The 21222-nt window shown below is 73.0% G+C and carries 20 protein-coding genes; 13 read left to right on the top strand and 7 right to left on the bottom strand.

The features are described 5' to 3' along the window. Positions 1-143 precede the first annotated feature (143 nt). Positions 144-881 (bottom strand): SDR family NAD(P)-dependent oxidoreductase, encoded by a 738-nt coding sequence (locus tag AB0L06_RS37755; protein ID WP_500236013.1) that lies wholly within the window; start codon positions 879-881, stop codon positions 144-146. A 99-nt stretch (positions 882-980) separates the two neighbouring features. Between AB0L06_RS37755 and AB0L06_RS37760 the strand changes: the two genes are divergently transcribed. Continuing rightward, positions 981-1637, top strand: coding sequence for a TetR/AcrR family transcriptional regulator (locus AB0L06_RS37760; protein ID WP_500236014.1), 657 nt, complete (start codon positions 981-983; stop codon positions 1635-1637). A gap of 18 nt (positions 1638-1655) precedes the next feature. Here AB0L06_RS37760 and AB0L06_RS37765 read toward each other — a convergent pair whose 3' ends face one another. Further along, entirely contained in the window at positions 1656-2453 is a 798-nt protein-coding gene (locus tag AB0L06_RS37765; RefSeq protein ID WP_500236015.1) for an SAM-dependent methyltransferase, read from the bottom strand. A 149-nt stretch (positions 2454-2602) separates the two neighbouring features. Here AB0L06_RS37765 and AB0L06_RS37770 point away from each other — a divergent pair, with 149 nt between their 5' ends. Then, a complete protein-coding gene (locus AB0L06_RS37770) occupies positions 2603-3427 on the top strand; it encodes a glutamate ABC transporter substrate-binding protein (protein ID WP_500236016.1) in 825 nt (274 codons plus the stop codon). Positions 3428-3465: 38 nt separating this feature from the next. Here the strand turns inward: AB0L06_RS37770 and AB0L06_RS37775 are convergent, their stop codons facing one another. Next, positions 3466-3987 carry a GNAT family N-acetyltransferase gene (locus AB0L06_RS37775; RefSeq protein WP_500236017.1) on the bottom strand — a complete coding sequence of 174 codons (522 nt, stop codon included), beginning with the start codon at positions 3985-3987 and terminating at the stop codon, positions 3466-3468. Between the two features lie 73 nt (positions 3988-4060). On the opposite strand from AB0L06_RS37775, the gene murA reads away from it, so the two are divergent. From murA to AB0L06_RS37790, 3 genes are all read left to right on the top strand, one after another. Then, positions 4061-5368 carry a UDP-N-acetylglucosamine 1-carboxyvinyltransferase gene (gene murA / locus AB0L06_RS37780; protein ID WP_500236018.1) on the top strand — a complete coding sequence of 436 codons (1308 nt, stop codon included), beginning with the start codon at positions 4061-4063 and terminating at the stop codon, positions 5366-5368. A 301-nt stretch (positions 5369-5669) separates the two neighbouring features. Further along, positions 5670-7241 (top strand): FAD-dependent monooxygenase, encoded by a 1572-nt coding sequence (locus AB0L06_RS37785; protein WP_500236019.1) that lies wholly within the window; start codon positions 5670-5672, stop codon positions 7239-7241. Positions 7242-7358: 117 nt separating this feature from the next. Further along, positions 7359-7541: a DUF5302 domain-containing protein gene (locus tag AB0L06_RS37790; RefSeq protein WP_026415086.1), complete on the top strand. Its 183-nt coding sequence runs from the start codon at positions 7359-7361 to the stop codon at positions 7539-7541. 107 nt (positions 7542-7648) lie between these two features. Here AB0L06_RS37790 and AB0L06_RS37795 read toward each other — a convergent pair whose 3' ends face one another. Beyond that, positions 7649-8296 (bottom strand): pyridoxamine 5'-phosphate oxidase family protein, encoded by a 648-nt coding sequence (locus AB0L06_RS37795; protein WP_500236020.1) that lies wholly within the window; start codon positions 8294-8296, stop codon positions 7649-7651. Between the two features lie 226 nt (positions 8297-8522). On the opposite strand from AB0L06_RS37795, the gene AB0L06_RS37800 reads away from it, so the two are divergent. Continuing rightward, the gene (locus AB0L06_RS37800) at positions 8523-9080 is read left to right on the top strand and encodes a maleylpyruvate isomerase family mycothiol-dependent enzyme (protein ID WP_500236021.1); all 558 of its coding nucleotides are present in this window, start codon (positions 8523-8525) and stop codon (positions 9078-9080) included. Between the two features lie 4 nt (positions 9081-9084). On the opposite strand, the gene AB0L06_RS37805 is transcribed toward AB0L06_RS37800, so the two are convergent. The 3 genes from AB0L06_RS37805 to AB0L06_RS37815 all read right to left on the bottom strand — a co-directional run bounded on the left by AB0L06_RS37805 (position 9085) and on the right by AB0L06_RS37815 (position 12508). Next, complete coding sequence (locus AB0L06_RS37805) at positions 9085-10122, bottom strand: MBL fold metallo-hydrolase (RefSeq protein ID WP_500236022.1); 1038 nt, start codon at positions 10120-10122, stop codon at positions 9085-9087. Between the two features lie 84 nt (positions 10123-10206). Then, on the bottom strand, positions 10207-11094 hold the full coding sequence (locus AB0L06_RS37810; RefSeq protein WP_500236023.1) for a hypothetical protein: 888 nt from the start codon (positions 11092-11094) through the stop codon (positions 10207-10209). A 67-nt stretch (positions 11095-11161) separates the two neighbouring features. After that, positions 11162-12508: a M20/M25/M40 family metallo-hydrolase gene (locus tag AB0L06_RS37815; RefSeq protein WP_500236025.1), complete on the bottom strand. Its 1347-nt coding sequence runs from the start codon at positions 12506-12508 to the stop codon at positions 11162-11164. A 120-nt stretch (positions 12509-12628) separates the two neighbouring features. Between AB0L06_RS37815 and AB0L06_RS37820 the strand changes: the two genes are divergently transcribed. The 7 genes from AB0L06_RS37820 (at position 12629) to AB0L06_RS37850 (ending at position 21212) form a co-directional block, all read left to right on the top strand. Beyond that, a complete protein-coding gene (locus tag AB0L06_RS37820) occupies positions 12629-14221 on the top strand; it encodes a peptide ABC transporter substrate-binding protein (RefSeq protein ID WP_500236026.1) in 1593 nt (530 codons plus the stop codon). Continuing rightward, positions 14222-15151, top strand: coding sequence for an ABC transporter permease (locus tag AB0L06_RS37825; RefSeq protein ID WP_500236027.1), 930 nt, complete (start codon positions 14222-14224; stop codon positions 15149-15151). A 1-nt stretch (position 15152) separates the two neighbouring features. Continuing rightward, positions 15153-16058 (top strand): ABC transporter permease, encoded by a 906-nt coding sequence (locus tag AB0L06_RS37830; RefSeq protein WP_500236124.1) that lies wholly within the window; start codon positions 15153-15155, stop codon positions 16056-16058. Between the two features lie 43 nt (positions 16059-16101). Beyond that, complete coding sequence (locus tag AB0L06_RS37835; protein WP_500236028.1) at positions 16102-17106, top strand: ABC transporter ATP-binding protein; 1005 nt, start codon at positions 16102-16104, stop codon at positions 17104-17106. Beyond that, positions 17096-18109, top strand: a complete 1014-nt coding sequence (locus AB0L06_RS37840; RefSeq protein ID WP_500236029.1) for an ABC transporter ATP-binding protein — start codon at positions 17096-17098, stop codon at positions 18107-18109. Before AB0L06_RS37835 ends, AB0L06_RS37840 begins: the two co-directional genes overlap by 11 nt. A gap of 10 nt (positions 18110-18119) precedes the next feature. After that, positions 18120-18989, top strand: coding sequence for a spermidine synthase (locus AB0L06_RS37845; protein ID WP_500236030.1), 870 nt, complete (start codon positions 18120-18122; stop codon positions 18987-18989). A 162-nt stretch (positions 18990-19151) separates the two neighbouring features. Beyond that, positions 19152-21212: an ATP-binding SpoIIE family protein phosphatase gene (locus AB0L06_RS37850; protein ID WP_500236031.1), complete on the top strand. Its 2061-nt coding sequence runs from the start codon at positions 19152-19154 to the stop codon at positions 21210-21212. Positions 21213-21222: the final 10 nt, after the last annotated feature.

Raw genomic sequence — 21222 nt, forward strand, 5'->3', positions numbered from 1 at the left:
ATGGTACTGCATGGGAGACTGTGTGGGAGAGTAGGACGCCGCCGGACTTATATTGAGTGAGGCCCGCCACGTGAGTGGCGGGCCTCACCACTTTTCAAGGGCCCCGCCATATTCATGGCGGGGCCCTTTTTGCTTTGGCCCTTTCAAGGGGTCCGGAGATTGAAGACGGTTTCGGCGCGGTCGCGTTTGAGGGTCATGGACCAGGCCTCGTTCGCGATGTCGTCCGGGTTCAGGGTCTGGGCGGCCAGGTCGCCGTAGCGGTCGGGGTGGGCGGTGATGTGGCGGTGGATGTCGCCGCGTGCGACCACGCCGCCGATGGTGAGGGTGCCCGCGTAGACGCCGTCCGGTGCGAGGGCCGTGTTGAGCGTGATGGCGTAGTTCCGGAGTGCCGCGGACGAGAGGGCATGGGCGCCCAGCGGCGGGAGCGGGACGACGGAACTCAGGCCGCCGGCGAACAGCAGCGTTCCCGATCGGCGTTCCCGCATGCCGGGGAGTACCGCCTGGACGGCTTCCACGGCCGGATACACGAGCCGCATGGCCTCGCTGACGTCCGCACCGGACGTCTCGGTGATGGGCCGGGGCATCGCGTTGGGATCGTCGACCGCCCCGGGGCCGTAGTACAGGACGTCCACCGGGCCCTGCCAGGCGGCGATGGCCGTGAGCGTGTTCCGGAGGCGGCCGGCGTCGCGGATGTCCGTGGGGAAGGACGCCGCTTTGACGCCCGCGTCGGCGAGTGCGGCCAGGTAGGCGGCGTGGCGGCTTCCGGTGCGGGACACGAGGGCGATGGGATGACCCTCGCGTCCGAGGCGGTGGGCCATCGACATGCCGAGGCCTGGCCCGACTCCGAGGATCACGGCTGTTCCGGCAAGGCGTTCGGACATGGGGGACCCCTCACGGCGGCAGAACTTGAGGCACTCCTCAAGTTGGGTGGCACGCTAGCACAAAGTTGAGGATGTCCTCAGGTTCGTACAATAGTGGGCATGACCGCCATCGGATCCCGGCCGCTGCGCGCGGACGCCAGACGTAACCGCGACAAACTGGTGGCGGCCGCCGGCAAGGTGTTCGCCCGGCGCGGGCTTGCCGCGCCCCTGGAGGACGTCGCCCGTCAGGCGGGGGTCAGCATCGGGACGCTGTACAACCACTTCCCGACGCGGGACGAGCTGGTCGACGCGGTCTTCCAGGAGCGGCTCACCTCGCTGGACGATGTGGCGGCCGAGGCCCTGGCCGACCCGGATCCGTGGAACGGGTTCGTGGTGTTCATGGAGGGGCTGTTCGCGCTTCAGGCGGAGGACCGAGGGCTGAACGAGGCGCTGGCAGCGCGGTTCACGACGGCGAGCGGCATGGAGGAGGCCTGCGGGCGCGGGAAGCGGGATCTGGGGCGGCTCATCGAGCGGGCCAAGGACGCGGGTGCGCTTCGTCCCGACTTCGAGGCGACGGACGTGGGGCTGCTCGTCCTCGGGATGTCCCGGGTGATCGGGGAGAGCATGGAGGTCGTGCCAGGGGCCTGGCGGCGCTGTCTGGGGTTCTTCCTGGACGGGTTGCGTCCCGGGGCGGCGAACCCGAGCGGTGCCCCGGCGCTGACCGCTGAGCAACTCGGGGCCATCGCGGAGCGGAGTCGTCCTCCGGCGCGTGGCTGAGTCGGGCCCCGGCGGCGGTCAGGGCTTGTGGGCCATGCCCGCGTAGTGCATCTGCTGGGCGAGCGACAGGTCGGCGGGCGGAGGCTCGTCCGGGTGCCAGTGGGGGTTCGGGACGACGCCGGGCGGCAGGAGCTCGTAGCCGTCGAAGAAGGTGGTGATCTCCTTCGAGCTGCGGAAGCGGCCGGTGCCGAGGAGTTCCAGGAAGCGGCGCTGGAGCTCCTGCGAGAGCGGGCCGAAGTCGCAGAAGTGGGAGACGAACAGGTGGCTCCCGGACGGCACGGCGGACATGTAGGCGTCGAGGATGCCCTTGGGGTCCTCGTCGTCGTGCAGGTGGTGCAGGATCGCGACGAAGAGCACGCCGACCGGCTCGGAGAAGTCGATCAGCCGGGCCACCTCGGGGTGGCTCAGGACGGTCCCGGGGTCCCGCAGGTCCGCGGTGATCACGGCGGTGCGGTCGTCGTCGGCGAGCAGGGCGCGTCCGTGCGCGAGGACGATCGGGTCCTTGTCGACGTAGACGACGTGGGAGTCGGCCGCGACGCGCTGGGCGACCTGGTGGGTGTTGTCCGACGAGGGGAGGCCGGCGCCGAGGTCGAGGAACTGCCGGACGCCGCGTTCGGCCATGAGCCGGACGGCGCGTCCGAGCGTGGCGCGGTTGACCCGGGCCATGCTCATGATCTCGGGCAGGCCCTCCTGGAGGCGCTGCGCGACGGCGCGGTCGACCGCGAAGTTGTCCTTGCCGCCGAGGGCGACGTCGTACACGCGCGCGACACTCGGCCTGCTCGTGTCGATGCCCTGGGGCGCCCACTCCGCCGCCATATGGCCGAACCTCGATTCCCCGTCGCGGACCCGTCCGTGGTGGCGATCGTATACGCGGGCCGTCCGGCGATGGGGAGTTTCCGTCCTCAACCCGTACATCTCGCCCGGCGTTCATCTGGTGGACGCCTCCGGCCCTTATCCATTGGGGGATGAGGGCTGTCCTACGGGTCGCCGCCACGGCGGGGCTCGCGTTGGGATTGACGGGGTGTGCCGCGGACGCGGCGACGGGCGGCTCGGTCGCGGGGAAGCGCACCCTGGTCGTGGGGGTCAAGGCGGACCAGCCGGGGCTCGGGCTGGCCGACGCGGACGGGCGCGTGTTCAGCGGGTTCGAGGTGGATCTGGGCGGGGAGATCGCGAAGCGGATCGGGGCCTCCGGCGTCCGGTTCGCGGCGGTCACCTCCGACGACCGGGAGGCGCTGCTGAACGCGCACAAGGTCGACCTGGTGCTCGCCTCGTACTCGATCACCGCCGAGCGCTCGACGAAGGTGACGTTCGCCGGGCCGTACTACGTGGCGCACCAGGACGTCATGGTGCGGAGCGGGGAGCGGCGGATCCGGGGCGTCCGGGACCTGGCCGGACGGAGGATGTGCGAGGCGAGCGGCTCGGTCTCGACGTCCCGGGTGGTGCGCGGGCTCGGCATCGACGCGCTGCTGGTGCGGGAGCCGTCGTACTCGGCATGCGTCACCAAGCTGCTGGACGGGTCGCTGGACGCCGTCTCCACCGGTGACCTCGTGCTCGCCGGATTCGCCGCGCAGAAGGGCGGCGCGGTGCGGATCCTGAACCGCCCGTTCACCGAGGAGCCGTACGGCGTCGGCCTGCGCAAGGGCGACGTGGACGGCTGCGAGGCGGTCAACAAGGCGATCACGAGGCTCTACCAGGACGGCACCGCGCCGCGGCTGCTGCGGAAGTGGTTCGGGGCGTCCGGGCTGACGAACCTGGTGAGCACCGTGCCGGAGTTCCAGGGCTGCTCGTGAGCCACGCCTCCGGGGGCTGGACCGGGGCGCGGGTTCGGTCAGGGCTGGGGGTCGGTGCGGAGAATGGAGTAGCGCACGCCGTCGCGCCAGGCGCCGTTCCGGAAGGAGCAGCCGCGCATGACGCCTTCGCGGGTGAGGCCGAGCTTCTCGAGGGTCCGCTGTTCGGGGAGGTTCTCCAGTTCGGTGTCCGCCTCGAGGCGGTGGACCTGGGTGTAGGCGAACAGGTAGCGGATGAGGAGCCGCTGGGCCTGGGTCCCGACGCCCTTGCCGCGGTGGTCGGGGTGCAGGCCGATGCCGAAGTTGTAGTGGTGCGTGATCCGGGTCACGACGATCTTGCGCCAGCCGACGAACCCGAGGCGGTCGTCGCCGCCCACCACCATCAGCATGCTGCTGTCGTCGGTGAGCAGGCCGTCCTCGTGCCAGCGCCGGGCCCAGCGGCGCGGGTCGTCGTAGCCGTGCCAGGCGATCTCGCCCGCGGTGTGGGGGTCGGTGACGAAGGACTCCAGGAAGGGGAGGTCGTCCTCCCGGACGGGGCGGAGGGAGAGGGATTCAAGATCCATGAGGGCGACGGTAGCCGACCCCGCGCGGGCCGCCCGAGTTGGTCGCCTCGCGGGCCGGTCATAGGCTGCTCGGGTGAGTGACAAGGTGTGGGAGATCGAGCCGTCCGGGCCGCTGCGCGGCGACGTCACCGTGCGAGGGGCCAAGAACGCGGTCAGTAAGCACATGGTCGCGGCGATGCTGGGAGAGGGGCCCAGCACCATCAGCAACACGCCCGACGTCGGCGAGGTCGGGATCACCGGCGCGATGCTGGAGCACCTCGGGATGCGCGTGGAGCGTGCCGACGGAGAGATCACGATCGTGCCGGGGCCGGTCGCCGAGCCGAACGTCCCGAAGGCGTTCACCGGGCTGAACCGGATCCCGATCCTGATGCTGGGGCCGCTGCTGCACCTGGCCGGGGAGGCGTTCGTCCCGCTGGTCGGCGGCGACCCGATCGGCCGCCGCCCGGTGGACTTCCACGTGGACGCGCTGCGCGCGTTCGGCGCCGAGGTGGAGATCGCCGAGGACGGCATCCACGCCCGCGCGAGCCGCCTGGTCGGGACCCGGATCGAGCTGCCCTACCCGAGCGTCGGCGCGACCGAGACGGTGCTGCTGGCGGCCGTCCGGGCGCAGGGCAAGACGGTGATCCGCAACGCCGCGACCGAGCCGGAGATCATCGAGCTGGCGCTGTTCCTGCAGCGGATGGGCGCGCGGATCTCGTTCGCGCCGGACCGGCGGATCGTGGTCGAGGGCGTGCCGCGGCTGAGCGGCGCGCGTACCCGGCTGGCCGGAGACCGGATCGAGGCGTTCTCCTACCTGGTCGCGGGCCTGGTCACCGGCGGCGAGGTGCGGGTGCACGGCTGCCCGCAGGACCGCCTGGTCACCGCGATCACCACGCTGGACCGGATGGGCGCGCGGTTCGAGATCACCGACGAGTGGATCATGGCGTCGGCTCCGGAGGGGCTGCGCGCGGCGGCCGTCCAGACCGACACCCACCCCGGGTTCGCGACCGACTGGCAGACCCCGCTGATGGTGCTGTTCACCCAGGCGGACGGCATGTCGGTGCTGCACGAGACGGTGTACGAGAACCGGCTGGCCTACGTCCCGGCGCTGCAGAGCATGGGCGCGGAGATCGAGGTCTACGACACCTGCCTCGGCGGCCCCGCCTGCCGCTACCACGACACGGCCGCGCTGCACTCGGCGGTCGTGCGCGGCGTGACGAAGCTGCGCGGCGGCGACGTGACGATGCCGGACATCCGCGCCGGGTTCTCGGCCGTCCTCGCGGCCGCCGTCGCCGAAGGACCGTCCACGCTGCGTGGCGTCCACCACATCGAGCGGGGCTACCACCATCCCGTCGAGCAGTTCCGCGCCCTCGGCCTGAACCTGCGCGCCCGCGAGGCTTGAGGCGCCGCCCGCGAGGCGTGAGGCGCCGCGCACGGGCCTGAGGCGCCGCGCCCGGGATTGAGGTGTTGCCCGGCGGGGGTGAGGCACGCCTGCGGGGCGTGAAATGTGCTGGTTGGGGCTGATTCGGGCCCTGTGGCAGAGGTGTGTTCCGGCCCGCCGGAGCCCGGTCGGGCTCCGGCGGGTCTCTGTTTCACGGCCGTGTGTGGTCAAGGGGTGGTCTGGCATGCCCCGGCGGCGGTGAGCGCGGCCCGATCCGGGGAAGGGTCCCGGGAACCGGACTCCGCTGGAGAGGGGCGCCGCCATGACGGGCACCGACAACGTGGTGATCGTGGGGGCAGGGCCGGCAGGGCTGCTGCTGGCCGGGGACCTGGCCTCCGCCGGGATGGACTGCACGGTGCTGGAGCGCCGTGCCGACGTCCCGAACCTGACGCGCGCGTTCGCCGTCCACGCGCGGACGCTGGAGACGCTGCACATCCGCGGCGTCGCGGACGAGCTGCTGAAGACCGGGCGGCGGGTCGGGTCGGTGCGGGTGCCCGGCGGGTCCCGGCTCGACCTGGCGGCGCTGCCGGGCCGGTTCCCGTTCGTCCTGGTCACGCCGCAGTACGAGACCGAGCGGGTCCTGGAGCGGCGGGCGCTCGACGCTGGCGCGCGGATCGTCCGCGGCGCCGAGGTGGTCGGGCTTCGGCAGGACGGCGACGCCGCCCAGGTCCGCTACCGCAAGGACGGGCGGGAGGAGTCCGTCCGGGCCGCGTACGTGGTCGGCGCGGACGGTGTGCGCAGCACGGTCCGCGACGCGGTCGGGCTGCCGTTCCCGGGCCAGTCGGTGCTCCGGTCGGTGATGCTCGCGGACGTCCGGCTCTCCGACCCGCCGGAGGAGCTGCTGACGGTCGGCGGCTCCGGCGACTCCCTCGCGTTCATCGCGCCCTTCGGGGACGGCTGGTACCGGGTGATCGGCTGGAGCCGGGAGCACCAGGTGCCCGACTCGGCCCCGGTGGACTCCAGGGAGCTGCGCACGATCCTCCGGGACGTCCTGGGCAGCGATCACGGGATGGGCGAGGTCCGCTGGATGTCGCGGTTCCACAGCGACGAGCGGCAGGCCCCGCGCTACCGGGTGGGACGGGTGTTCCTCATCGGGGACGCGGCGCACGTGCACTCCCCGGTCGGCGGCATGGGCATGAACACCGGCATCCAGGACGCGGCCAACCTCGGCTGGAAGCTCGTCGCGCAGGTCCACGGGGACGCGCCGTCCTGGCTGCTCGACAGCTACCACGAGGAGCGGCACCCGGTGGGGCGCGCCGTGCTGCTGGGCAGCGGCGCGCTGCTGCGCGGCCTGCTGCTGGAGGGACGCGCGGCGCGGTTCGGCCGGGACGTCCTGCTGGGGCTGGTGACGCGGATACCGCCGGTGGCGCGGCGGATGGCGGGCCTGGTGTCCGGGATCGGCATCTCCTACCACGCCCCGCGCGGCTCGCACCGGCTGACGGGGCGGCGCGCCCCGGACGTGCGGCTGGCCGGCGGCGGACACCTCTACGAGGCGCTGCGGGACGGCCGGTTCGTGCTGGTCGTCGCCACGAACGACCCGGCCGTCACCTACCTGGTCGACCGGCACTGGGCGGGCCGCGTGCGCTGCGTCCCGGCGGGCGCCCCGACTCGCTCGACCGTGCTCGTCCGGCCCGACGGGTACATCGCGTGGGCGACGGACGAGACCGCGCCGGAGCGCCGCGCGCCCGAGATCCGCGAGGCGCTGGAGCGGTGGTGCGGCCCGCCCGCCGAGCACGGGCAGCCCCAGAGCCACGAGCCGGGCCGAGGGCGGCGCCGGGGGCGGGGGAGCCGGCCCGAGGCGCACGCGCATCCGCGCCGTGAGGAGCGCGGCTAGCGCTCTCGCGGGGCGGTTGACCAGGGGGTCGCTCAGCTGAAAGCGGACGGCCCGGAAGCACGCGCGGTCCCCGGACGTGCGAGGCTTGGTACCGCCCTACGAAAGTTGGAGGTCCACATGGCCGACTCGACCGAGAACGAAGCCGGCGAGGACGAGGTGAAGCGCAGGTTCCGGGAGGCCCTGGAGCGCAAGCGCGCCGCGTCCGCGAACCGTGGGCGGAGTGGGAACGGGGCGGGGAAGGTGAAGGGCGTCCACGAGCGCGCCGACCACCAGCGCCAGTTCCGCCGCAAGAGCGGCTGACGCTCCGGGTGGCGGCCCCCGCGGCATGCGCGGGGGCCGATGACCACCGGGACGGCCCGTCCCGGTGGATCAGGGCCCGCGTGGATGTGGATCAGGGCCCGCGTGGATCAGGACCTGTAGAGCCGCTGGGAGTAGGACTCGCCGTAGTACGCCTCCAGCTCCTCCAGGCTCTCGGGCGTGTTCATGACCTCCTTGGTGATCCGCGCGTGCGAGGGCAGCACGTCGGGATTCCAGGTCTCGGGCTTCCACAGCTCCGAGCGCAGGAACGACTTGGCGCAGTGGAAGTAGATCGTCTCGATGTCGACCTCGAGCGCCAGCAGCGGCCGGTGCCCCTTGACGACCAGGGTGTCGAAGTACGGCGCGTCCCGCAGCAGGCGGGCGCGGCCGTTGACGCGCAGCGTCTCGTTCCGGCCGGGGATGAAGAAGAGCAGACCCGCGTGCGGGTTGGACAGCACGTTGAAATAGCCGTCCGCGCGGCGGTTGCCGGGGCGTTCGGCGATCGCGATCCTCCGGTCGGAGAGGACGTGGGCGAGCCGTCCGGCGGGGTCGCCCTTCGGGGACACGTCGCAGTTGCCGTCGGCGTCGCTGGTCGCGATCAGGCAGAACGGCGACGCGGCGAGCCACTCGCGGTCCCGGGCGTGCAGGCGCGGACGCTCCTTGTCGCGGGCGCGCGGCATCACCTCGCCGAGCAGGGCGCGCAGCTCGTCCGGCGACGTGATCTCGGTCGGCGGCGTGATCTCGGTCGGCTCGGGCATGGGGTTCCTTCCACCGGGGCCACAAGGGGGAGGAACAGCCTAGACAGGCACCTCAGGCGACATATTCGCCGGGGTCGGGCCGGCGTCTGCCGCCCGCCCGCGAACGGCCGTCGATGAGTTCCCCGCCTCCACCAGGTCATATCCGGTGAAGGGAGCGCGTATGGGTGCGAGTGGTGGGTCGGGCAGGGCGCGAGGGCGGTTCACGGACACGGCGCGGAGGCAGGGCGTGGACGCGGCGGCGCTGCTGGCGCGGGGCGCCGCGTACGCCCTTCACGGCCTGGCGGAGGCGGGGCCGGGCACGTTCGATCGCCCGACGCCCTGTGCCGGGTGGGATCTGCGCCAGCTGCTGTGGCATCTGGACGACTCGGTGGCGGCGCTCACCGAGGCGCTGACCGGCGGGGTCGTCGGCCCGCCGGGGACGCGGGAGGCGCGGCGCGACGCGGCCCCGGACCCCGTGGCGCTGGTGCGCGGCGGGATCACGCGGCTGGTGGAGCTGAAGGGCGACGTCGCGGTGGTGACCGTCAGGGGCCACGTCCTCGGGCAGGTCGACCTGGCCGTGGCGGGGGCGATGGAGCTGACCGTCCACGGCTGGGACCTCGGGCGGGCGACGGGCGCGCGGCGTCCCGTCCCGGCGGGGCTGGCGCTGAGACTGCTGCGGTACGCGCCCCGCCTGGTCTCGGCGGCCATGCGGGGAACGCTGTTCGCGCGGCCCGTCCCGGTGCCGGACGCCACCGACCCGGGTGATCTCCTGGTGGCCTACCTGGGGCGTGACCCCGGGACGTGACGGGTCAGGCGGGCGCGTAGGTGCGGACGCCGTTCTCCTCGTGGGCGACGAGGACGCCCTGGTCGGTGAGGACGTCCAGGTGGGCGTCGATCTCCAGGACGGCCAGCATCCGGCTGAAGGCGTCCAGGTCGTCCAGCTTGCGCTGACGGCGGGTCCAGGTCATCGCGGCGGCGACCTCGTAGGCCGTGCCGTGGCCCGCGCGGACGTGCCCGGCGGCGACGTCGAGGCGCTGCTCGTGGTGGTGCAGCAGCTCGTCCACGCGGGTGTGGACGCTGGGGGTGACCTGGCCGTGCGCGGGGAGGAGCAGGGTGTCCGGCATGTCCCGGACGAGCCGCAGCGAGTCCAGGTAGCTGCGCAGCGGCTTGGGCTCCGGCACGGTCTCCAGGCCGATGGACGGGCTGATGTGGGGGAGCACGTGGTCGCCGGCGAACAGCAGCCCGGCGGCGGCGTCGCGCAGGACGACGTGGCCGCGCGTGTGGCCGGGGGTGGCGAAGACGTCGAGCGAGCGGCGGGTCAGGTCGACGCGCTCGCCGTCGTCGAGCCAGGCGTCCGGCAGGGTGTCGGGCATCATGCCGCGATCGTCGGCGTTCACGCCGAGCCGGGCGATCTCGTCGGCGAGGGCGTCCGCGCCGCTGCGGCGCAGCAGCTCGGCCTGGCGCGGGTACAGGCGCTCCCGGACGTCGAACGCCTCGATCGAGGGCCGCTCGCCGCGGCCGATCCGGACCCGTCCGCCGAAGTCGGCGCGGAGCGCGAGGGCCTGGGAGTAGTGGTCCCAGTGGGCGTGCGTGACGAGGAACTGCGCGACGTCCTCGAGGCGGTGGCCGAGCAGCCGCAGCGCGCCCGAGAGGGCCTCGCGGCTGTTCGGCATGGCCCAGCCGGAGTCGACCACGACCAGGCCGTCCGGGTCCTCGATCACGTACACGTTGACCGCGTGCAGGGACGCGACGGGCAGCGGGAGCGGGATGCGGTGCACCCCGGGCGCGACCGGGTGCGCACCCGGCTCGGTCCAGTCCGCGGGCTGCTCCGTCAGCGGTTCCGCCACCTGTTCTCCCCCTCGGTCCCGAATCTCGTTCGGCCCCGAACCTACTGCATGGCGGCGGTTCGTTCTGTCACCGGGGGGCGGAGGTCATCCGTGTTCGTCCGCCTTTGACCGTGCCCGGACGGCCGCCTCGGCCGCCTGAGCCCGGCGCCGTTCCGCGCGTTCCGCACGCCTCTGGAGGCGGCCGCTGTGGCGTTCGGCGGCGTCCAGGTCGATGCGCAGCCTTTCGACTTCGGCCTCCGCCTCGGCCAGCTCGCGGCGGGCGCCCTCGGCCTCCCCTTCGCGCGCTTCCAGGAGCCGCTCCGCCTTCGCCGCGCGCTGTTCGGCCTCGTCCGCCCGCTTGGCCGTCTCGGCGCGCTGACGGGCCCGTTCGGCCCGTTTCTCGGTGATCTGGGTCTTCTGTCGCGCAGCGGACGGATTGTGGTTCGGCGTCGGTTTCGGGGTCGCCGCACGCTTCTTGACGGGCGGGGTGGGGGGCGCGGACGGCGGGGCGGTGGGCGCGAACCCCGCGGGGGCGAAGCCGGTGTGGCTCAGCGGACGGGTCAGCGCGCCCGCGCCGACCTCGTCCGCCGCGCCGGGGTCGACGGTCGCCGCGAGCAGGGTGTCCTCGACCTCCCGGACGGCCGTGTCGCGCAGGGGCCGCCCGGTCTCGCCGGCGAGGCGGCGGGCGGCCCGGACGAGCAGGTCGACCAGCTCGCCGCGCCGCTGCTCCAGCCCGCCGATCGGACGGCCCTCCGCCCACGCCGCGCGCAGGTCGGAGCCGGTGTCCAGGAGCATGCCGAGCTCCGGCGCCGCGTCCCGGGACAGCAGGTTCACCGCCCACGCCGACACGGTCGGACGGCGCAGCGCCCCGACCCGCTTGGCGAGCGCGGCGTCGCCGCCCCTCCGGGCGAGCTCCACGAGTTCGGCGCGCGCGGCGGTGAACTCCTCGGGGGCCACCCCGTAGAGCCGCCGCGTGGCGCTGGTGAGATCCACTCCTGTTCGATACCCCGTCTCGCGGGCCCGCTGTCACCGGATGCCGGGAATCGGCGGGCCCGCGGGGTCAGCGGGTGTCGAGGAAGCGGTCCAGGACGCGGGTGCCGAACTCCAGGCCGGCGACCGGGACGCGCTCGTCCACGCCGTGGAACATGGCGAAGTAGTCCAGGTCGGGCGGCAGCAGCAGCGGCGCGAAGCCGAAGCTGCGGATCCCGAGGCGCGCGAACGACTTGCCGTCCGTCCCGCCCGCCATCACGTACGGGACGGGACGGGCCGCCTCGTCCTCGGCGCGCAGCGCGTCCGAGAGGGCGCCGAACGTCGCCCCGGACGGGTCGCCGGGCAGCGCCTCCTCGTGGTTGATGAACTCGCGGACCACCCTGGGGCCGAGCAGCCGGTCGATCGTCTCGAGGAACTCCTCGCCCAGGCCCGGCAGGTAGCGGCCGTCCACCTGGCCCGACGCCGAGCCGGGGATGACGTTGACCTTGTAGCCCGCGTCCAGCCGGGTCGGGTTCGCCGAGTTGCGGACCGTTCCAGCGAACAGCTTGCCGATCTGGCCGAGCCGTTCGGCCTCCGCCTCCAGCCGGTCCTGGTCGATGGGTTCGCCCAGGACGTCGCCGAGCTCGGTGAGCAGCGCCCGGACGGCCGGGGTCAGGCGGATCGGCCACTCGTAGGAGGCGATCCGCGAGATCGCGTGGGCCAGCTCGGCGACCGCGTTGTCCGGGGCGGGCTTGGAGCCGTGCCCGGCGGTGCCGTGCGCGGTGAGCCGCATCCACGCCGTGGACCGCTCGCCGACCGCGACCGGGTAGACGCGCGCGCCCGTCGGGGCGGTGACGCTGTACCCGCCGGACTCGCTGATCGCCTCGGTCACGCCCTCGAACCAGCCGGCGTGCTCGGTCACCACGTGCCGGGAGCCGAAGTCGCCGGTGCACTCCTCGTCGGCGAGGAACGCCAGCACCAGGTCGCCGCGCGTCCGGCGGCCCTCGCGGAGCCGCTGCCGGACGACCGAGAGCGTCAGCGCGAGCGAGCCCTTCATGTCGACGGCGCCGCGTCCCCAGACGCAGCCCTCCTCGACCTCGCCGGAGAACGGGTGGACGCGCCAGTCGGACGCCTCGGCGGGCACCACGTCCAGGTGGCCGTGGATCAGGAACGGGGCGTGGGACGGGTCGGTCCCGGCGATGCGGACGAGCGTGCTGGCGCGTCCCGGCGCGGACTCGACGACGACCGGCTCGGCGCCGACGTCCGACAGGAGCCCGGCGACGTACTCGGCGGCGGCGCGCTCGCCCTCGGCGTCGCCCTCGCCCCGGTTGGTGGTGTCGAACCGGATCAGTGCGGAGCAGATGTCGCTGACCTCGGCGGACGCGTCCGCCCTCCCGGAGCCCGGGGACGCGGTCGCAGCGGCTGCGGATCCTGACACAGGGGGATTCCTTCCGGTGAAGTGATCTCGAATAGATGACGAATCTCGCATGACGGGGATACGAAGATCGTTTCAACGCTAAGAAGGCTTCCGCAACGCGACGCGCGAAGGAGGGCACACATGACGGGCCTGGGTAGAACGGCGGCGCTCGCGGCGGTGTTGCTCGCCGTGACGACGGGTGCGACGGCCTGCGGCGGGGGCGGCAAGTCGGGCGACGGGACCTTCACGATGGGGCACACCGAACCCGACCATCTGACGCCGGGCAACACCACCAGCAGTTACTCCTTCGACGTCATCACGAACCTGTTCGACAACATCGAGGGGCTCACCAAGGACGGCAAGCCGTACCCGCTGGCCGCCCAGTCGGTGGACACCACCGACCAGAAGACCTGGACGATCAAGCTCCAGGCGGGCCGCAAGTTCCACAACGGCGAGCCGGTGACCGCCGCGAGCTTCGCCGACGCGTGGAACTGGGCGGCCTACGGGCCGAACGGCACGCAGGCGAACGAGTACTTCCAGCACATCCAGGGCTACGCCGACCTCAACCCGGCCGACACCAAGGCCAAGCCGAAGAGCGACAAGCTGTCCGGCGTCCAGGCCGTGGACGACACGACGCTCAAGGTGACGCTGGACGCGCCGTTCAGCCAGTTCCCGTTCCTGCTGACCTACCCGGCGTACGCGCCGATGCCGAAGGCCGCCTTCAAGGACATGAAGGCCTACGACGACCATCCGATCGGCAACGGCCCGTACGAGATGGACGGCAACTGGCAGCACAACGTCCAGGTGAAGGCGAAGGCGTTCCCGGACTACCAGGGCCCGCGCAAGCCGCACAACAAGGGCATCACCTGGAAGAGCTACGCCAGCGCCGACACCGCCTACACCGACCTGCGCGCCGGACGCATCGACGTCCTGCAGACGATCCCGGCGGCGAAGGTGCCCGAGGCCAAGCGGCTGCTCGGCGACCGGTTCATCGCGCACAAGAAGAGCACGATCGACTACCTCGCCTTCCCGCTGTGGGACTCCCGCTACGCCAACCCCAAGTTCCGGGAGGCCATCTCCATGGCCATCGACCGGCAGGGCATCAACAAGGCGGTCTACAACGGCGACTACATCGTGGCCGACTCGATCCTGCCGCCCGCGATCCAGGGACACCGCGACAACGCGTGCGGTGACGCGTGCACCTTCAACCCGACCAAGGCCAAGCAGCTGTTCCAGGAGGCCGGCGGGTTCAAGGGCACGTTGGAGCTGTACTTCTCCAACGCGCAGCCCACGTACTACCAGTGGATGCAGATCGTCGCGAACTCCCTGAAGCAGAACCTCGGCATCACCGACGTGCAGTTCCGGCAGATCCCGGCGTCCGACTACTTCGGCATGCTGCGCAAGAAGCAGGAGAAGGGCCCGTACCGGCAGAACTGGGAGGCCGACTACCCGAGCCCCCAGAACTACCTGGAGAACATGTACGGCCCGGGCAACCGGATGGGCTGGGACAACAAGGAGTTCAACGGCCTCATCGCCAAGGCCAACGGCGCGGCCAACCAGGACGAGGCCATCAAGGAGTACAACCAGGCCGAGGACATCGCGCTCCGGGAGATGCCGCAGATCCCGCTGTGGACCTGGGCGGGCCAGGCCGGCCGGTCCAGCAAGGTCGACAACGTGACCATCACCCCGTACGCGCTCGGCCTGCTGGTGGACGAAGTCACGGTGAAGAAGTAGATGTGGCGGTACGCGCTGCGGCGGCTGCTCCAGGCGGTACCGGTCTTCCTCGGCACGACCCTGCTGATCTACCTGCTGGTGTTCGCCCTGCCGGGCGACCCGATCCAGGCGATGGCCGGGGACAAGCCGGTCCCGGAAACCGTCCTGCACACCCTGCGTGACCGGTACAACCTGAACGACCCGCTGCTCGTGCAGTACGGCAAGTACATGTGGGGACTGCTCGCGCACGGCGACCTGGGCGAGAACTACGACGGCCAGAAGGTCAGCGACATGCTGACCGGCCGCTGGGCGGTGACCGCGGAGCTCGCGGTCACGGCCTGGGCCTTCGAGCTCGTCTTCGGCATCGCGCTCGGCGTGTGGGCGGGCCTGCGGCGGGGGAAGCTCGCCGACACGCTCGTCCTCGGCGGGACGACCCTGCTCATCGCCGTCCCGGTGTTCGTCGTCGGGTACAGCGCGCAGATCCTGCTCGGGGTGAAATGGCCGATCTTCCCGTCCGCGGGCGTGGACGACGGCTGGCCCTACAGCTACCTGCTGCCCGGCATGGTGCTCGGCTCGTTCGGGCTGTCCTACGTCGCGCGCCTCACCCGGACGAGCCTGGCCGAGAACCTGCGCGCCGACTACGTCCGGACGGCCCGCGCGAAGGGCCTCAGCCGGACGCGGGTGGTCGTCCGGCACGGGCTGCGCAACTCGCTGATCCCCGTCGTCACCTACCTCGGCGTCGACTTCGGGTCGCTGATGGGCGGCGCGATCGTCACCGAGGGCATCTTCAACCTGCCCGGCGTCGGCCAGCAGGTGTTCCAGTCCATCCAGCTCAAGGAGGGGCCCGTCGTCGTCGGCGCGGTCACCCTGCTCGTGCTCATCTTCATCCTGGTGAACCTCGTCGTGGACCTGCTCTACGGCCTGCTCGACCCGAGGATCCGCTTTGACTGACGTGCAGACCGGGGAGACCGGCGCGGCCGTCGCCGAGGCGGGCGGGCCGATCGAGGGCCCGGCCGCCTCGCTGTGGCGGGACGCCTGGTACGACCTGCGGCGCCGCCCCCTGTTCTGGACGGCGTCGGCGGTGCTGGTGCTGGTCGCCCTGATGGCGGCCGTCCCGCGCCTGTTCACGGGCCGCGGCGTGAACCAGAACTGCGACCCGAACATCGCCAAGGAGGGACCGTCCGGGGCGCACTGGTTCGGCACCGACCTGGCCGGCTGCGACTACTACGCGCACGTCGTCCACGGCGCCCGGCCGACCCTGCTGATCGGCCTGGTCGTGACGGCGTTCGCGCTGCTCATCGCGCTGGTGTTCGGGGTGCTGTCGGGCTACTACGGCGGCATCGTGGACGCGGTGATCGCCCGGATCACCGACGTGTTCTTCGGCCTGCCGTTCGTACTCGGCGCGACCGTCGTGCTGGTCGCCTTCCCCGGCCACGGGGTCGGCGCGATGACGCTGGTGCTGGTGCTGCTCGGCTGGACGACCATGGTCAGGATCATGCGCGGGCAGGTGATCTCCGTCCGGGACGCCGACTACGTCCGCGCGGCCAAGCTGCTCGGCGCGTCCGACGCGCGGATCATGACCCGGCACGTCCTGCCGAACGCGATCGCCCCGGTGATCGTGGTGGCGACGCTGAACGTCGGCAACGTCATCGCGGGCGAGGCCACGCTCGACTTCCTCGGCGTCGGCCTGCAGTACCCGAAGGTCTCCTGGGGACTCCAGCTGAACCTGGCCCAGTCCTACGTCGTGGACCACCCGCACCTGCTGGTGTTCCCGGCGCTGTTCCTTTCCGCCACGGTGCTGTCGTTCCTGATGCTCGGCGACGCGGTCCGCGACGCCCTGGACCCGAAACTGCGATGAGATGACACCAGGTGACAAGACATCGGCCGCGCCGGACGGTGGCGTGAGGCCGCTGCTCGAGGTGAACGACCTGCGGGTCGCGTTCACCGTGCGCGGACGCGAGGTGCGCGCGGTCAACGGGCTGAGCTACACGCTGGCGGCGGGGGAGACCCTGGCGGTCATCGGCGAGTCCGGGTCGGGCAAGAGCGTCGCGGCGCAGGCCGTGATGGGCATCCTCGACACCCCGCCCGCCCGGATCACCGGCGGCTCGGTGAAGCTGGACGGCACCGAGCTGCTCGGCCTGCCCGACAAGGAGCGCCGCCGCGTCCGGGGCGACCGGATCGCGATGGTGTTCCAGGACGCGCTGACCGCGCTCAACCCGGTGATCCCGGTCGGCGCGCAGCTCGCCGAGATGTACCGGGCGCACCGCGGCACCGGCCGCAAGGAGGCCCGCGCGAAGGCCGTCGAGCTGATGGAACGGGTCGCGATCCCGTCCGCGGCGACCCGGCTCGGCGACTACCCGCACCAGTTCTCCGGCGGGCAGCGGCAGCGCATCATGATCGCGATGGCGCTGGCGCTGGAGCCGGACGTGCTGATCGCCGACGAGCCGACGACCGCGCTGGACGTGACCGTCCAGGCGCAGATCATGCGGCTGCTCGCGCGGCTGCGCGACGAGCTCGGCATGGGCCTGGTCCTCATCACCCACGACCTCGGCGTCGTCGCGGGCATCGCGGACCGGACCGTCGTCATGTACGCGGGGACGGTCGCCGAACGCGCGTCCGCGCGGGACCTGTACGCCCGTCCCGCGCACCCGTACACGGTCGGGCTGCTCGCCTCGGTGCCGCGGCTCGACCAGGACTCCGGACGCCTCGAGCCGGTGCGCGGCACCCCGCCGGACCCGGCCGCGCTGCCGCCCGGATGCCCGTTCCGTCCTCGCTGCCCGCGCGCCGAGGCGGTGTGCGGGGAGCAGGCGCCGCCGCTCGTGACCGTCGCGCCGGGTCATGAGGCGGCCTGTCACTTCGCGGCCGAGGTGTACGCCGGAGAGACGGAGGTGGAACATGCCGGATGAGCCGATTCTCCAGGTGGACGGGCTGGTCAAGCACTACCCGATCACGCGGGGCGTGGTGGTGAGGCGGGCCGTCGGGACGGTCAAGGCCGTGGACGGCGTGGACCTCGAACTGCGGCGCGGCGAGACGCTCGGCGTCGTCGGCGAGTCCGGCTGCGGCAAGACCACGCTCGCCAAGCTCCTGCTCGCCGACGAGAAGCCCACGTCCGGGACGGTCCGGTTCGAGGGCCGGGACATCTTCGGCCTGCCGCGCGGCGAGCTGCGCGCGCTGCGCCGCCGCGTCCAGATGGTGCTGCAGGACCCGTACTCCTCGCTGAACCCGCGCATGACGATCGGCGACATCGTGGCCGAGCCGTTCGCGATCCATCCGGACATGGCGCCGAAGGGCGAGCGGCGGGCGCGCGTCCGGGAGCTGCTGGAGCTGGTCGGGCTCGACCCGAGCCACGTGGACCGCTACCCGCACCAGTTCTCCGGCGGGCAGCGGCAGCGCGTCGGGATCGCCCGCGCGCTCGCGCTGCGCCCGGACGTGGTGGTGTGCGACGAGCCGGTGTCGGCGCTGGACGTGTCGGTGCGCGCGCAGGTCATGAACCTGCTCGCGGACCTGCAGCGCGAGCTCGGCCTGTCGTATGTGTTCATCGCGCACGACCTGGCCGCCGTCCGGTACGTGTCGGACCGGGTCGCCGTGATGTACCTGGGGAGGATCGTCGAGACCGGGACCGCGGCCGAGATCTACCGGAACCCGACCCATCCGTACACGCAGGCGCTGCTGTCGGCCGTCCCGGTGCCCGATCCGGAGGCGCCGCCCGCCGCGATCGAGCTGGAGGGCGAGCCACCGTCGCCGATCGACCCGCCGTCCGGCTGCCGGTTCCGCACCCGGTGCTGGAAGGCCGCCGACGTGTGCGCGAAGGAGGTCCCGGCGCTGGAGGTCCGGGAGGGCTCGGACCACCCGACCGCCTGCCATTTCCCCGCCGCTCCGGCCGTCCTGGGGGCTCCGGGGGACGCATAGGCTGAGGGGCATGGCGCGCAAGGGCAGCAGGAGCGGGGACGGTCCCCGCGCGGACCGCTACGAGATCACCGGTGGCGAGGCCGAGCTGCTGCGCGACGCCGACCGCGACGGCGGCTGGGTGCTGCTGGTCGGCGGGGTTCCGCAGTCGTACGTCGACCTGGCCGACCCCACGCACCTCGACTTCGAGTACATGCGGCTGATGGGCGACGTGGTCGACTGCCTCGGCGCCCCCGGCGAGGCGTTCGACGCCGTGCACATCGGCGGCGCGGGCTGCACGCTGCCCCGCTACGTCGCCGCGACGCGCCCCGGCTCCCGCCAGGTGGTGCTGGAGCCGGACGGGCGGCTGGTGCAGCTCGTCCGGGAGCAGCTCCCGGTGAAGAACGTCCCGGGCCTGAAGATCCGGGTCGTCGACGGGCGGTCCGGGCTCGCCGCGGTCCCGGACGGCGCGGACGACCTGGTCGTGCTGGACGCCTTCAGCGAGGCGTCCATCCCGGTCGAGCTGACGACCGAGGAGTTCACCAGCGAGGTCGCGCGGGTGCTGCGGCCCGGCGGCGCCTACGTGATGAACGTCGCGGACGGGTTCCGGCTGCCGTTCGTGCGCCGCGTCGCCTCGACCGTCCGGTCGGTGTTCCCGCACGCGCTGCTGCTCGGCGACCCCGGCGTGCTGCGCGGACGCCGGTTCGGCAACCTCATCCTCGTCGCGTCCCGGACGCCGCTGCCGGTCGCGGAGCTGACCCGGCGCGCCGCGGGCGGCATCTTCCGCGCGCGGCTGCTCGAGGGCGACGACCTGGCCGCGTTCGCGGCGGGCGCGCCGATCCTGCGGGACGGCCAGGACGTCGACGCGCCGGTGCCGCCCCCGCAGGTCTTCAGCAGGTCCTGATCGCTCCGCGCGCAGGTCGGGGCCGTGGCGGGCGCTCCGGACGGGGCGCCTGCCGGAAATGACCGGGTGGCCATTATCGGAGAATGGCCGTTCGGGTGATTTTCAGGAAACTCCAAGGTCATATCGCCGCGCCGGGAAGCGCCAATGTTCCATAATCGAGCGATGGAGTCGTCCACCCGGATTCTTCTGCTCGGCCTGGATTCGGCGGGCGGCGTGATCCAGTCCGACCGCAACGCGGAGACGCTGCTCGCGGGCCGCCCCGGCGGCCTGCGCGGCGCGCTGCTGGAGGACGTCGTGCCCGGCGGCGCGGCGCCGCTGGCCGAGGCGCTGCGGTCCGGCCGCGAGCGCACCGTCATGCTTCCGGTCGGCTCCGCCGCCGAGCTCGAGGCGGGCGTCGCGCGCGAGGCCGTGGTGACCGTCCACCCCATGAGCCCCGTGGTGCCCGGCACCGCCGCCTGCCCCGCCGCGCTCGCCGTGATCCGGATGCCGACGCCGCTCGCCGACCGGTTCGTCGACCCGGCCGTCACCCGGCGCGCGCTCCTGGAGGACGGGCTGCCCCGCATCGGGGCGACCCTCGACCTCGACCTGCTCGCGCGCGGCCTGATCGACGTCCTCGTCCCGCACTTCTGCAACTCCGGCGCGCTGCTGCTCCTGGAGAGCCTGGTCGACGCCGAGGAGCCGCCGGCGTCCGGAACCCCGCCGCTGCGCCGGATGGCGCTCGCCTCCGACGACCGCGACTCGGCCTGGGACGCGGCGTTCCCGACCGGCGAGGTGCTGGTCTACCCGGCCGGGACGCCGCACGAGCAGTGCCTGCTGACCGGCGAGCCCGTCCTGACCACGTTCGGCGGCGAGGACGCGACGCTGCTCGCCGAGAAGTGGGGCCGCCCGCCGGTCGCCGACCTGCTGAAGGGCACGTCGCTGCTGCTGCTCCCGGTGCGCCTGGACGACTCGGACCGCCCGGGCTCGGCCGGGTTCTTCGTCTGCACCCGCGACACCGCGCACCGCCCGTTCGACGCCTACGACATCGAGATCGGGATGGAGTTCGCGGCCCGCGCCGCCCGGTTCGTCGACGGCGCGCGCCGGTACGGCCGGGAACGCGCCACCGCGCTCACGCTGCAGCGGAGCCTGCTGCCGACCGGGCTGTCCGCGCCGTCCTCGGTCCACGTGCACCACCGCTACCTGCCGGGCTCGCGGCTGGTGGAGGTCGGCGGCGACTGGTACGAGTCGATCGCGCTGCCCGGCGGACGCGTCGCGCTCGTCGTCGGCGACGTCGCCGGGCACGGGGTGCGCGCCGCCGTGACGATGGGACGGCTGCGCACCGCGATCCACACCCTCGCCGGCCTCGACCTGCCGCCCGCCGAGGCCCTCGAACGGCTCGACCTGCTGATGTCCACGCTCGGCGAGCGCGAACCGCACTTCGCGACCTGCGCCTACGTGGTCTACGACGCGGTCACCGGGCGGTGCGAGGTCGCCAGCGCCGGGCACCTGCCGCCGCTGCTCGCCGCGCCCGGCGCGCCCGCGACCTACCTGGACGTCCCGCCGTCCCCGCCGCTCGGCGTCGGCGACGGCCCGGTCGCCAGCCGCGAGTTCACCGTCGAGGACGGCACGCTGCTGTTCCTCTACACCGACGGCCTGGTGGAGAACCGGGGCCGCGACATCGACGACGGCCTCGCCCGGCTGCGCCGCGTCTTCGACCGCCGCGAGGAGGCGCCCGCGCACGGCCCGGCGGGCGGGGCGTCGCTGACGGACCTGTGCGACGAGGCCCTCGGCGGCGTCTTCGACGACCGGCACCGCGACGACATCGCGATGCTCGTCGCGCGGCTGCGCCGCATCCCGGCGTCCCACCACGTCAGCTGGGAGCTGCCCGCCGAGCCCGCCGCGGTGCGCCGCGCCCGCGGCCTGGTCCGCGACCGGCTGGAGCGCTGGGACCTGGTGGAGATGGCCGACTCGACCGCGCTGCTGGCGTCCGAGCTGGTCACCAACGCGATCCGGCACGCCGGGGGACGCGTCACGCTCCGCCTCGTCCGCGAGGGCGGGCTCCTGTGCGAGGTCCAGGACTCGTCCGACGGGCGGCCGCGCGTGCACGGGACGTTCGAGCCGGACGACACGGTGCTCGCCGAGACCGGACGCGGGCTGCACGTCGTCGGACGCCTGGCGCGCCGCTGGGGCGTCCGCCGCACCGCGACCGGCAAGGCCGTCTGGTGCGAGCAGTCCCTCCCCTAGCGGCCGGCGC

Origin of the sequence: Spirillospora sp. NPDC052269 (genome assembly GCF_040679435.1) — a bacterium.
Taxonomy (GTDB): Bacteria; Actinomycetota; Actinomycetes; order Streptosporangiales; family Streptosporangiaceae; genus Spirillospora.